This is a genomic window from Vibrio minamisatsumaniensis, assembly GCF_050337445.1.
GTDB lineage: Bacteria > Pseudomonadota > Gammaproteobacteria > Enterobacterales > Vibrionaceae > Vibrio > Vibrio artabrorum.
The window spans coordinates 49252-62075 of record NZ_JAKJSY010000022.1 but is presented as its reverse complement, the minus strand read 5'-3'; the positions used below and the strand labels follow the sequence as shown (position 1 = coordinate 62075).

Genomic DNA, 12824 nt, shown 5'->3' with positions numbered 1-12824 from the left:
GTAGCATATAGCAATCTTAAACCTAACCTAGACTTTAATTTTATGAAATGTCGAATGATAAATATATTAATTCCTATTGCGCTCTTTGTATCGAGTTATAGTTTTGCCTCAAGTGATGTCGTTAATAACTTCTCTCACATAGGGTTTGGTTATAAAGGTGCTAGTTTTAAGTCTGGATCTTTGAAAGCTTATCTCGATGATGAATATAACAATAAAGATAAAAAGGCAATGGGAGGGCTGTACTTGGATGTTAGCGCTCAAGTCGCTGATTATGTATATATCGAAGGAAAGACTGATTTTTTAACTCGGTTTAGTTCTGAGGTTGATAGTTGGCAAGCGGGTGGGGGCATTATTGGTCGATTGGGCGACGCAATGGCAAGTTCTTTATCTTGCGGTGCAATAAACTATCGTGCTGATAGTGATTATAGTGCTTCATATTCAGAACGAGGGACGTACTGTCAGGTAATGGTTAGGAAACAAATTGCGAATCATTGGTTGATGGGAGTCTCTTATCAACACGATTTTTTAGATATAGCAAGAGACGAGGTGAAGCTGAAAAATGTTTTTCAGTTTGGCTCTGTATTTGGATTGGTCGCTAATTTAGAGTATGCAGAACGAGATCAGGCGGAAGTCGGTTATGAATTAGGGGTGCAATTTTCCTTTTAAGAGTCCTTAACAACATGAGGTACGTTGAATGAGCTTCGTTATTTTTTGCACTTCAACTGTCGTCGGTAAGTAAAAAAACGTTAAGTGTAAGATCTAAATAGGAAAAACATTTAAAGAAAATATTGTCTTCAATGGAAGGTGAACCTATGTTCATAAAGTATTCATGCGCTTTCCTGCTGAACAACATTTGGACTTCTCTATCTACAGAATGTAAAATGGTCAAAATGTTTTCATTTTAATTAATAAAGTTAACGACATGTATCGAGGTGTATTTTTCGTTTATGAATACAAAACAAGCCCTGAAAATTGCAGAAGACGGCTATGCACCATTATTTAAAACGATGGATTTTCTTCTAATAAATCTGTCTTTGGTCATTATTATCAATACGGTATTTGCTGATGAGACCGCAATTGATGTTGCAGAAGCGTTTTTTGTCGCGGTATTCTTTTTACTGTTTGGTGAGTATTGCCATTTATACCGAGTTCACATTCGTCGGCGTCTTGACTCTTCTATTGTTCGAATTATCGCGACAGCTTCCCTTACTCTAATTGCGATGGAAGTTGTTAAATATAACATAGGGGGGTTAGCCGGGAGTCAAATAAGCCATTTTCGGGGTGGCTTCTATTATTTTTGGTTTACCTGCGCGATGTTATCCACCATTTTAATTCGAGTGATAGCCTTTTCGATCTATCGACAGTGCTTTACAAAATACAAAAAGGTAAAGCGAATCGCAATTGTTGGGTTGTCACCAGCGGCGATCGCTTTGGAAAAGCAGTTACAGATTTTCTATCGGCGACAGGACATAGAAATTGAATTGTATGATGATCGAAACGAAGAGCGATTTGGCTACATGATCAAATCTCGTTACGCCGGTAACGTTGATCTGCTGATTGAAAAGGCACAAAGCAACCAAATTGATGAAGTTTATATTGCGTTACCTATGGTGGCAAAAGAGCGAATAATTCACTGTTTAACACGATTATCTGACACAACAGTCGATACTTTTATGGTTCCAGATCTATACAGCTATAACCTTTCGGCCTCCCAATTTAAGGCGGTTGGTAATGTACAAGCGTTAAGTATTTTCGGTACGCCATTTGATGGAATCGGCGGGATAATTAAGCGTATCGAAGATATTGTCTTAGCGAGTCTCATTTTACTCTTTATTACCCCTGTTCTGGTTGCGGTGGCGATCGGAGTCAAACTCAGCTCTAAAGGACCGATCTTATTTAAACAGTATCGCTATGGGTTGGGGGGTAAACAGATCAAGGTATGGAAATTTCGCTCGATGAATGTGATGGAGAATGGCGAAGATTTTAAACAGGCAACACAATCGGACCCAAGAGTCACCAAATTTGGTGCTTTTATTCGTCGTACATCATTAGATGAACTGCCACAATTTTTCAATGTGTTGCAAGGTTCCATGTCTATCGTTGGCCCTAGACCCCATGCCGTTGCACATAATGAGCAGTATCGAAAGATCGTCTCTAACTACATGGTTAGACATAAAATAAAGCCAGGTATTACTGGCTGGGCGCAAATTAATGGCTACCGTGGAGAGACAGAAACTGTCGATAAAATGAGTAAGCGGGTTGAATATGACATTGCTTATTTACAGGGTTGGTCACTTTGGTTGGACATTAAAATCGTGTTTCTAACAATATTTAAAGGGTTTGTTAGTGAAAAGGCATACTAGCCTAGCCAGCATCAGCGCTGTGGTTTTGCTGGGTTTGGTTAGCTACACTTGTCAGGCTGAACTTACGCCTAAGTCACATATCACTGTCGCCGGTATTGATGTCCAGTCACGGGTCGGCGTTGAGTATGGTCAGGATTCAAATGTGACCTATCAAGTTAACCCTATGAACGAGATGGATTCCGCATATACCACGTTAACGCCATATTTGCGTGCAGTCGGTGAGCGTGGGCAGGATCGATACCTGTTGGTGTACTCTGGTGAGTATTCACGTTACGACAATGCAAGCGATGATGATTACACCGACCACTTTTTAATGTTTCAATCTTCGTTGAGGTTTGGGCTTAAGCACAGTCTGAATTGGTTTATTCAGCAAGATTGGGGGCATGAAGAAAGAGGCACAGAGCTAACGGAAGGTTTCAACCCCACTCAGTTTAATGCTTTTGGTGTGAAAACACCGTTACAGAATAAGTTTTTCAATAGCGAACTACGATACAGCTATGGGGCGCCAGAGGGGCGAGGGAAGTTAGACTTTGCCTGGCAAATTAAAGATATCACCTATGACAAGTTGGACGAAATACAAGGTGCGGATAGTGATTTTTATCATTATGTCAAGGAGCAGGAGTGGCAAGAAAATACCCTCACAGCCGAGCTGTTTGATCAGTACTCATCGCGTACACGATTCCGATATAGTCTCATTAGCAATTTACGAAAATACGAAACGAATCCGGCTAAGGACTCTGCAGAAAATTATGCTCTCGTCGGATTCAAGTCTCATCGAACGGGAAAATTGACCTTAGAGGCCGATGTAGCGTGGTTGTATAAACGCTTTACGAATAACAGCCAAGCACAATCTTTCAGCGGTCTAAATTGGGACGCCAATATGAACTGGCAACCTGTCAAACATTCAGAATGGTCGCTTTATGGTTGGCGAAGAGTTAAGGATCCTACCGAAGAAGGCGGTTATATTCTGCACACTAAAGTGGGTGTGTCGTGGAAACACCATTGGTGGGTTGAGCGGTTTAGCACCAAGCTTGATTATGGAAGAGAAGTCGATGATTATCGGATACAACAGAACGATAGAAAGGATGATTTAGATGTTGCATCGGCTACCTTGGGGTATGATTTTCGGCCATCAATTCGGCTCGAGTTGAACTACCAATTTGCCCGCAAACGTTCTAATTCCGATGACGTGAAATTTTTTATTAACGATAGCTCCAAACGCTCAGTAAAGCGCCACCTTGGCTATGACAAAAGTACAATTGGACTGACACTAAAGGTACAGATTTAGATATGAATATAATAAAGCTACTGTTACTGGCTTGCTGTGTATTGATTAGCAGTATCAGTTTCGCCGAAACCGATACCACGGCGGCACCTGAAAAAGAAGTGCAAAGTGCAGCTCCCGTGGTGTCTACTAACGGCCACCCGTCCATTGATAATGAGACACGAAAGTATTTTTTACGACCAGGGGATATGATACGAATCTGGGTGTATGGAGAAGAAGATATGTCGATGTCTCTAAAAATAAGTAAGCGCGGTGTTATTAATTTCCCTTTTATCGGCCTCGTACAGCTCTCTGGACAAACAACCGATGCGATTGAGCAAGATATTGAAACTCGTTTAAAAGACGGGTTTGTTTTATCGCCAATGGTGAGTGTTACTATGGAAGAGTTCCGTAAATTTTACCTTCTCGGGGAAGTTGAGAACCCTAATGGCTATGAATATGAGCCACAACTGACGGTTGAACAAGCGATTGCCATGGCTGGTGGTTTCACTGACCGGGCTGATGAAAGTGATATTAACATTCGGCCATCAGGGCAAAAAGAGATGATAAAGAATGTCGAAATGACAGATCCTGTCTATCCGGGCGATGTTGTTATTGTCGAGAAGAGTTTTTTCTAAGGTGAGAAATTAATGATAAAACATGGTAAATCTCTGGAAAGCAACGTTAATTTTACGCCGCTTTTGACCGCCTTGAAAAATCATGGACTTAAACTGTTACTGGTTACTGCTGTTGTTACAGGACTCAGTTTACCGGTGATTTGGTCAATGACGGATAAATACGTTTCGACGGCGACGGTATTGATAAAAGCGCAATCAGACAATGTGTCACCCATAGATCCGATAGAAAATTATGATTCTGCTCGTTCACAGTACTACGAAACTCAATTTAGCCTTATGCAATCCAGAGTGGTGTTAGTCAAAGCCGTCGAGGCGATGGCGTTGCAAAAAAATGAACAATTTAATGGAGCAATGCTCGCCGATAATGGAGATTGGACATTATCTAGAGAGTTACGCATTAATCATGCAGTGAAAGAGCTGCAACGGCATTTAACCTTTACTTTAGTGCGCTTAACTCAATTGGTTTATGTCTCTTATGAATCTGCCAGCCCACAACAGGCATCAATGATAGCCAATGGGGTGGCAAAAGCCTTTATTGATTATACGGTGGAGCAAAAAATAGCAAGGACACAACAAGCTAAACTATGGAATCAGCAACAGCTTGATGTACTCAAGAAGCAAATTCGTCAGCAAAAGCAAGAGATAGATGCATTTTTGCAAAGAGAAGGGTTGCTGACTTTTCGTGGTGTTGATGGCTTTCAAACAGAAGAGCTCGTTATTATTACGAATAAATTGGCGGATGCAAAAGAGCGACGTTTAGCCTCACAAGCCAATTATGAATTAGTGAATAAATATATGAAAGATCATAATACTGATCTTTCCTCGATGCCCGATTTTTCTTCTCACCCTCAGCTACAAGATCTGAGAATTGCGCTTATACAAGCAACAAGAAAACTATCCGAGCTGACTCGACGATATGGCCCGAAACATATTAAAGTGATTGAAGCTAATGCTGAAATAAAGGTGATTCAGAAGCAAACGGCACAGTTGCTTAATGAATTGAGCCAAGGGCTTCAACAAAAATATCAAGCCGATCTTATCAAAGAAAATCGCTATAAATCGCTTTTAGCTTTGCATAAAAAGGATTTCTCTGCACTAGCCAGTAAGCGCGAGCATTATGACGGTTTGATGGCCGATCTTACTCAAAAGCAATCCCTGTATGAGCAGCTTTATTTGCGCACTACCGAACATGCTCTTAATACTACGTATAGGGAGCAAGACGCACGTATTTATGATCCGGCAGTGGTCAGTGATCGTCCTGCGAAACCGAATAAGCCGTTGTTAGTTGTGATGGTCAGTATAATGACAATGATAATCGGCGCTTTGATTATCATTATTCGGGCTGCCACCAAGCAAACAATAGCAACACTTGCACAGTTGGAAGAAAAATTTGGGTTGATTCCACTCACGGATATGCCCGTATTTACTGGTGAGCCGATGTCGACATGGGCATTAGGTAAACAAATTTTCTCTAACCAATATGCGAACGAGATCGGCAATGGGGCCTATACTGCTCTATCGTTAGCTCGCCCTAAAAGCCAATGCGTAGGTGTTGTATCATCATACCGAAAAGAAGGGGCAACAACAACGGCATTGTTATTGGCTGCGGCAGTAAGTGAAGTGAAATCAACCCTATTACTCGATTTGGATTATCGAGGAGACGGTGAGTTCACGAGAGATATTATTGCGGACAGCGATACCATTAAGTCAGCCGACCAAGAGGAAGTGGCTGGATTCAGTCAACTCGTGTTGAATCAATTGGGTTCGATACAAACCGGAACTGAAAACAGTGCTTCATTATCACACGTCCCATCATCACTCGATATTGATCAAATCATTCAGCCTCTATCATCGGGACTGTCTTATCTTGCTCCGGGCATTCTGGCTGAATCGCCATTAACGTTTTTTTCTCGTCCAGAGTGTGAGTCTGCATTGAGGGCACTTCGTCAGCGTTTCGATACTGTCATTATTAAGCTTCCAGCGCTGAATGATAGTAAGGATACACAGCTCTTATTGCGCTTTTTGGATAGCTTGATTGTCGTGGTTAAATCTGAGAAACATACGGCGAGTGAAATAAAGCAACAGTTGAATAAATTATCACCGTTGTTGAATGAGCCTGCTTTTGGCGTGCTTAATCAAGTGAGTGACGACCGGATTGTTGGTGAAGAATCTCTGCGTTTTATTGCTCAGGGTAGCATGGATATACTCAAGCTCGACGAGGCGTCTTAGTGAGTTTGCTTAAGAGCATTTCTACTATTGCGACATCATCGATATTGTCTCAGCTAATTGGGGCTGGATCGATATGGTTGATTTCGCATTGGTACGGGATGTCGGAAGTTGGGTCGTACGCGTTAACGTATAGTATTGCCTTAATAGGTGCACAAGTTTGTACCTTTGCTTCACAACTACTCTTACCAAAACAACCGTTCAATGAGCTAGGGCAAAATCTCTCTTTTTGTTTTTGGTTTAGTGTTTGTGCATCGCTGGTTTATTCGGCGAGCATCGCATGGTTTTTTGATCGTCCTATTCTTCAAATTCTAATTTTAACCTTGGCGCATGCATGGGTTTTGATCTCTGAGAATTTATTACTTAGAGACCAGAAGATGACCTTGCTTGCGTTACAAAGAACATCCATTTCGATGTTGGTATTGTTACTGATTTCTATCAGTGGAGACTTGAGCACATTCTATTGGGCTTGGGGTGCATCATTGTTGGTGTACATGCTGCTATGTATTGGTTACTCGCTACCAAAAAGCCTGATGAATATGAAATTATTCTCGTTTTCACCTGTGTCTCCGTTCTTCCGTAAACACAAGCATCATATTGTTAAAGTTGGCAGCGCGGAGGTTTTGGCTATGGTGACGAATAATTTACCGGTTATTCTCATTAACGTTTGGTTCAGTCCGGTTGTCGCTGGTTATTACGCGGTAGTAAGCCGCTTTTGCTTGGCGCCGATTGTGATTGTTGGCAATGCCGTCAGAAACTCTATTTTTTCCAGTTGGTCCGTCGATTTTCGACACAGCCAGTTCAATTACGCCGAGTTTTCAAAGGTGCGCCGGTTGCTCTTTGTATTAGGAACGGTAGCCGTAGTAGGAGTCTTTATTTTTTATCCGATAGTGATGCAGTTGGGTTTTAATGCTGAATGGGTCGCTTCAGTGCCAACGTCTCGCTATCTGTTGCCGTATTTGTTTATGGCATTAGCTGTCTGCCCATTGACCGTACTTGAATTGGTTTATGGTTCGCCTAGGTACTTTCTCCGTATTCAGCTAGAGCAATTTGTGGTGGTGTTATTGGCTTTTGGTGCACTGCCATTTCTTATCCATGACTATGCGTATTCGGTGATCGCTTTCTCAGTACTCTCTTCGATTCGATATCTGTTTATCTATGTCAAAGTAAACAAAACGGCTGTGCAACTTCGTCGCACGATGGAGATGGCTTGAAGATTAATAACGGCTTTTTTTTACAGGTTTACGCCTTTGTTACGTTGGTTATTTGCGGGTTAGTGCAGTATTTGACCGGAATCGGGGCTGTGCTTTGGTTACCGTTTGTTGCGGCCTTCGCGATGGTGATATTGCGATTGATGCAAACCAATTATGAGGCGGTTAAGTTCGATAACATAGAAATCATACTCTCTGTGCTGTTGGTGGGGGCCTATACGTTGATCTTAGTATCGACCTTTTTGCAAAGCGGACTGACGGTGACCATTGTCGGTTGGAAGAACGAACTCGCGTTGTCGCTTATTTTTCTATGTTTGCTGTTGGGGTTTATCCGAGAGTCGCAGCTTTACCGCGTGGTGCAGACGTTATATTGGATTTTCTATCTGCAATTCCCCGTTATCTTGTATCAGATTTTCGTTGTCGTCCCGCAACGTGTGGCTTTTAAAGGTCCATTTGAAAAGTGGGACTCTGTGGTTGGGACGTTTGGCGGTGATCCTATGGGTGGGGGGAACACGGCAGCGCTAGGGCTATTCTGTTTACTGATAATGCTTCTTAAGTTATCTGAATTTAGACATGGTGTCGTGAGTCGACTCAATATGATAGGGCATATTGTTGCTGCGTTCATTTTGTGTGTGCTTGGTGAAGTTAAGTTTGTCATTTTGCTTGCCCCTGTACTGCTGGTTTTTGTTTGGCTATGCCCCAGTTATGTTTATGGTGTTAGGCAGCAGGATATAAAGAAAGTATTTCTTATGGTTTGTGCGATGGCAGCATTGGTTCTATTCGCCATCGTGGTGCTTGCCGCCTCGTATGCGACTACCTTCAATACTGCCCCTGACCATGGTGCTCTTCAGGTGTTTTGGGACTCCTTAGAGTATATCTATGACTCAAATTACATCTTACCTACGGGAGAATTAGGGCGCATGACCACGTTGTTCTTTTGGTTGGATAATAATCAGCTTTATGGTTGGTCTAGTGTGTGGTTTGGCTATGGGTTAAATGCCACCAACCACGGTAGCTCGGTCGCGCCTGGTTTCTTAAACCAAATATTTAACGTGCTTCTCGATTCTACGTCGCTCAGCATGATGTTGTGGGAGTTTGGTGTCGTTGGACTTATCCTATTTTTATGTCCGATGTTACTGGTGCTCAAGGTATCGATGCCCAAGGAAGTGCTCAAGCGTGAGCAGCTATCGACACAAGATATTCAACTGCTCTCTTGGCAACCCGCGTTTATTGCGTTTAGCGTTGCAGGCTTATTAAGCCTACCTTACAGTCAAATCTTGATGTTGGTGCCTATGTTGCAGTTTCTTTTCTATTTATCACTGGGTGCAAGCCTCGTGATACGCAAGTCTGTTATTCAGTCGGGAGCAAGGTTATGAGTCATTTACCTAGAATTACCGTGATCATCAAAACACTCAATGAACAAGACGGTATTGCTGCAACGATTAAAAGTGTGCAAAGTCATCTCAGTCATTACCAATATGATGTCATTGTTGCCGACAGCTTATCCGAAGATGATACGCAAAAAATCGCGTTAGAAAATGGCGCTAAAGTGGTGACGTTAGTGAATAAGAAGGATCGTTGCTGCGGCGTAGGTCCTCAACTTGGCTACTTATACAGTACCGGTGATTATCTGCTGCTATTGGATGGCGATATGTGTTTGCAAGACGGGTTCATTGATGAGGCGATAAATTTTCTGGAAAAAGAACCGACTTACGCCGCGGTGGCTGGGACGGTTGAAATGGATGAAGCGAATAGCTATGAATTTAAGTCTCGTCAACAAAGGCATCATAAAATATACCCGACGGGGGATTGCAATCATCTCGCTGGAGGTGGGTTGTATCGAGCGAGTGCTGTCAAGGATATCGGTTATCTAACACATCGTACGTTACATGCCTATGAGGAAGCAGAGCTTGGTATGAGGCTTCAATACGCGGGGTACAAATTACATCGCTTGGATGCCCCATTTTTCCACCATACCTCTTATGACATGCCGACATTAACGCTACTGCGCTATCGTTGGAAGCGGGGTTATTTGTTTGCGTCAGGTGAGTTATTAAAGAGTGCGTTTGGTCAAGCGTATTTTCGACAAGCGGTACGTGTGGTTCGAAATGAGCTGATTTTTGCTTGTTATCTCGCTTGGTTAATGTTGGTGTTGCTCGTGGGCAATGTGTCTGTGTTGGTGATGAGTCTGTTGCCACTGCTGCTCTTCTTTATAATGAAAGCGTTGAAAAATCGCTCGATAAAGGATGGAGCGCTGAGCGTTGTTAATTTAACGGTGTTTGCTGCGGGCTTAGTCAATGGGTTATTGTCACCGATTAAAGATCCGAATCAACCCCCGCAACATAAAGTGATCGAGCGAGAACCATTATGAAAGTGTTAATGGTCAATAAGTTTTTTTTCTTAAAGGGCGGCGCTGAAACGGTCTTTTTTCAAGAAAGAGAGATGCTGATTGAGCGAGGGTTTTCGGTCATCGACTTTGCAATGGTCCACAATGACAATGTCATTTCGGACTACAGTGCGAATTTTGTCGATAATGTGGATTACCACGCCAACACCGGTTTGCTCAGTGCATTGAAAACAGCAGTACGGTTTGTCCATAACACCGAAGCGTGTGAAAAGCTTTCCGAATTAATTGCCGCAGAGCAACCCGATATCGTCCATTTTCACAACATTTACCATCAGTTGACGCCTTCCATCATCAAGGTGGCCAAACAGGCGGGATGTAAAACGGTTCTCACGGCTCATGATACTAAAATCGCCTGCCCGAGTTATACCATGTATCGCGATGGGCATACCTGTGAAGCTTGCTTGCAAGGCAGTGTATTTAATGCATTAAAGTATCGATGCCAGCAAGGCTCATGGTTTAAAAGTGGTTTGCTTGTTGCAGAAGCGATGTATCAATCGCTTGCTCAGAACTATCAATCACTGGATGTGATCATTTCACCGAGTCAGTTTTTAGCCAATATCATTCGTCGCAAGCTTCCTACGAATAGAATTGAAGTCATTGTTAATGGAATTGATGAGAACGTTGATCAGCAAGGTGTGGCTGATCATCGATATTTCTTGTATTTAGGGCGGTTGAGTCAGGAAAAAGGCGTGGCAACAATGGTCGCGGCTTACGAGTTATCTAACCAATCAATACCATTAAAAATAGTCGGTACAGGACCACTTACTGACACTTTGTCTGGCAGACAGAGTAAGGTTGAGTGGTTAGGCTTTAAAACAGGCCATGAGTTGCACTCACTGATTAAGCAAGCCAGTGCGGTTATTGTCCCTTCTGAATGCTATGAAAACTGTTCAATGTCTGTTCTTGAGGCTATGTCATACGGCAAGCCTATTATCGGTGCGAACATCGGAGGTATCCCTGAGCAAGTTCGAGATGGAAAAGAAGGGCGTTTATTTGAAGCGGGTAATGCTCATGATCTTGCCAGTGTGATGAATGAATTTGCGGAAAATCCAGAGCTAACACAGCACTACGGCGAACAAGCGAGGCAAAGGTTAGAGTCGCGTTACTCATTGAGTTCACATCATCGACAGTTAGTGGATTTGTATCAACGTTTATTAGGTCAACCATCATGAAAATAACCGTATTAGGAACACGTGGCATTCCTGATGTGTTAGGGGGTGTCGAAACACACTGTCAGCACCTTTATCCTCTTCTTGTTGAGCAAGGGTTTGAGGTAGAGGTTATCGCGCGCTCTCCTTATGTCACTTATAAAACAGCGAGTTATCAAGGGGTCAAAACTAAGACTCTGTGGGCACCTAAAAAAACGTCTTTGGAAGCTATCGTTCATTCGACTCTTGCGGCATTGTCAACCTTAACCGATGGTTCTAACGTGGTACATGTTCATGCAATCGGCCCTGGTCTAGTCGTGCCGTTATTACGTTTGATGGGAAAGAAAGTGGTATTCACTCACCATGGTCCAGATTATCAGCGAGAGAAATGGGGAAAGTTAGCCAAAGTTGTTTTGAAGCTTGGCGAGCGTTTTGCCGTCAACTATGCCAATGAAGTCATTGTCATATCAGAAGTGATCAATGACCTGATTAAACGCTCTTATCAAAGATATGATGCCAATCTTATTTTTAATGGCGTCAACGCTCCAAAGGCTGTGGCTGAGGAGGCGGTACAATGCACATTAGATCGCTATCAGTTATCCGCACGTGGATATATTGTCGCGGTGGGGCGTTTTGTTGAAGAAAAAGGCTTCCATGATCTTCTTCAAGCTTACGCAAAATCTAAGCTTGATATGCCACTGGTGTTGGTCGGGGATAGCGACCATGAAAGTGCATACAGCCGTTCGTTGAAACAAGCGGCGAAGGATATCCCTGGTGTAATACTGACTGGTTTTCTTAAAGGGGAAGCGCTACAAGTTGTCTTCTCTCAAGCAAAACTATTCGTAATGCCTTCTTATCATGAAGGTTTACCGATTGCACTGCTAGAGGCGATGTCGTATTTGTTGCCTGTGGTAGTGAGTGATATTGCCCCTAATTGCGCGGTTGAACTGGATTCGGATTGCTATTTTTCGGTCAAGAATATCGACGAATTATCACAGACAATACAGAAAAGGTGTGTGATGCCATTACAAGAATATTCCCCCCTATTAGAACGATATGACTGGCATAAAATCGCGAATCAAACGGCGGACGTTTATAATAAAATAGTGGGAAATAAGCGTGACTGAGCGTACTAATCAAAATAATGGCACGGCTGAGCCCGAAAAGAGTCGTGCGGTGACCCAGTTTTACCGAGTTTTGCAGCAAGAAACTCAAGAAAGCTTGAGTGAAGAGCAAAAGTTAGCCATTGAAAAAGCGGTGAATCAAGTTGGCTTAGTCGCAAAGCACTCTGTCGATATCCGTAAAATTTTTCCTTGGTTTGGCAAGCGATTCTATGTGGTATTTCTGAGTGGACGTGATCATCGTGCTGCGGCACGTCAAGGTGAGTCGAAATGGTTAGCTTACCTAACGACGATATGCCTCACCATGTTTGTCCTTACGGGGGTGATGCTCTCTTTGTTGGCATTGTATTTGTTAAAGTCGGCGTTAGGCATTGACTTGTTCAAGAATTTTTCACTAGGGATATGGGATTGGTTTCAATCACTGTAAGGGAGCCGCGGGAGTGGTC

Annotated in this window: 11 protein-coding genes; all 11 read left to right on the top strand. The window is 42.8% G+C overall.

Annotation, left to right across the window (positions count from 1 at the left end; genetic code table 11):
* The first annotated feature begins 42 nt into the window (after positions 1 to 42).
* The 11 genes from L4B77_RS06855 to L4B77_RS06805 all read left to right on the top strand — a co-directional run bounded on the left by L4B77_RS06855 (position 43) and on the right by L4B77_RS06805 (position 12805).
* Positions 43 to 666: a hypothetical protein gene (locus L4B77_RS06855; RefSeq protein WP_429749357.1), complete on the top strand. Its 624-nt coding sequence runs from the start codon at positions 43 to 45 to the stop codon at positions 664 to 666.
* Between the two features lie 281 nt (positions 667 to 947).
* Positions 948 to 2363: an undecaprenyl-phosphate glucose phosphotransferase gene (locus tag L4B77_RS06850; RefSeq protein ID WP_429749353.1), complete on the top strand. Its 1416-nt coding sequence runs from the start codon at positions 948 to 950 to the stop codon at positions 2361 to 2363.
* On the top strand, positions 2347 to 3651 hold the full coding sequence (locus L4B77_RS06845; protein ID WP_429749351.1) for an outer membrane beta-barrel protein: 1305 nt from the start codon (positions 2347 to 2349) through the stop codon (positions 3649 to 3651). Before L4B77_RS06850 ends, L4B77_RS06845 begins: the two co-directional genes overlap by 17 nt.
* A gap of 2 nt (positions 3652 to 3653) precedes the next feature.
* A complete protein-coding gene (locus L4B77_RS06840) occupies positions 3654 to 4265 on the top strand; it encodes a polysaccharide biosynthesis/export family protein (RefSeq protein ID WP_429749349.1) in 612 nt (203 codons plus the stop codon).
* Between the two features lie 12 nt (positions 4266 to 4277).
* Positions 4278 to 6494 (top strand): exopolysaccharide transport family protein, encoded by a 2217-nt coding sequence (locus tag L4B77_RS06835; protein ID WP_429749347.1) that lies wholly within the window; start codon positions 4278 to 4280, stop codon positions 6492 to 6494.
* Positions 6494 to 7705, top strand: a complete 1212-nt coding sequence (locus L4B77_RS06830; protein WP_429749345.1) for a lipopolysaccharide biosynthesis protein — start codon at positions 6494 to 6496, stop codon at positions 7703 to 7705. The genes L4B77_RS06835 and L4B77_RS06830 overlap by 1 nt, the downstream gene beginning before the upstream one ends.
* Positions 7702 to 9078, top strand: coding sequence for a capsular biosynthesis protein (locus L4B77_RS06825; RefSeq protein ID WP_429749343.1), 1377 nt, complete (start codon positions 7702 to 7704; stop codon positions 9076 to 9078). The genes L4B77_RS06830 and L4B77_RS06825 overlap by 4 nt, the downstream gene beginning before the upstream one ends.
* Positions 9075 to 10073, top strand: coding sequence for a glycosyltransferase family 2 protein (locus L4B77_RS06820; protein WP_429749341.1), 999 nt, complete (start codon positions 9075 to 9077; stop codon positions 10071 to 10073). The genes L4B77_RS06825 and L4B77_RS06820 overlap by 4 nt, the downstream gene beginning before the upstream one ends.
* Complete coding sequence (locus L4B77_RS06815; RefSeq protein ID WP_429749339.1) at positions 10070 to 11281, top strand: glycosyltransferase family 4 protein; 1212 nt, start codon at positions 10070 to 10072, stop codon at positions 11279 to 11281. The genes L4B77_RS06820 and L4B77_RS06815 overlap by 4 nt, the downstream gene beginning before the upstream one ends.
* Positions 11278 to 12384, top strand: coding sequence for a glycosyltransferase family 4 protein (locus L4B77_RS06810; protein WP_429749337.1), 1107 nt, complete (start codon positions 11278 to 11280; stop codon positions 12382 to 12384). The genes L4B77_RS06815 and L4B77_RS06810 overlap by 4 nt, the downstream gene beginning before the upstream one ends.
* Positions 12377 to 12805 (top strand): hypothetical protein, encoded by a 429-nt coding sequence (locus L4B77_RS06805; RefSeq protein WP_429749335.1) that lies wholly within the window; start codon positions 12377 to 12379, stop codon positions 12803 to 12805. The genes L4B77_RS06810 and L4B77_RS06805 overlap by 8 nt, the downstream gene beginning before the upstream one ends.
* Positions 12806 to 12824: the final 19 nt, after the last annotated feature.

What these genes read in the sequence shown, in the direction of transcription:
- L4B77_RS06810 (WP_429749337.1), top strand. Translation starts at nt 11,278, where the DNA reads ATGAAAATAACCGTATTAGGAACACGTGGCATTCCTGATGTGTTAGGG.
- L4B77_RS06815 (WP_429749339.1), top strand. Translation starts at nt 10,070, where the DNA reads ATGAAAGTGTTAATGGTCAATAAGTTTTTTTTCTTAAAGGGCGGCGCT.
- L4B77_RS06850 (WP_429749353.1), top strand. Translation starts at nt 948, where the DNA reads ATGAATACAAAACAAGCCCTGAAAATTGCAGAAGACGGCTATGCACCA.
- L4B77_RS06820 (WP_429749341.1), top strand. Translation starts at nt 9,075, where the DNA reads ATGAGTCATTTACCTAGAATTACCGTGATCATCAAAACACTCAATGAA.
- L4B77_RS06855 (WP_429749357.1), top strand. Translation starts at nt 43, where the DNA reads ATGAAATGTCGAATGATAAATATATTAATTCCTATTGCGCTCTTTGTA.
- L4B77_RS06840 (WP_429749349.1), top strand. Translation starts at nt 3,654, where the DNA reads ATGAATATAATAAAGCTACTGTTACTGGCTTGCTGTGTATTGATTAGC.
- L4B77_RS06835 (WP_429749347.1), top strand. Translation starts at nt 4,278, where the DNA reads ATGATAAAACATGGTAAATCTCTGGAAAGCAACGTTAATTTTACGCCG.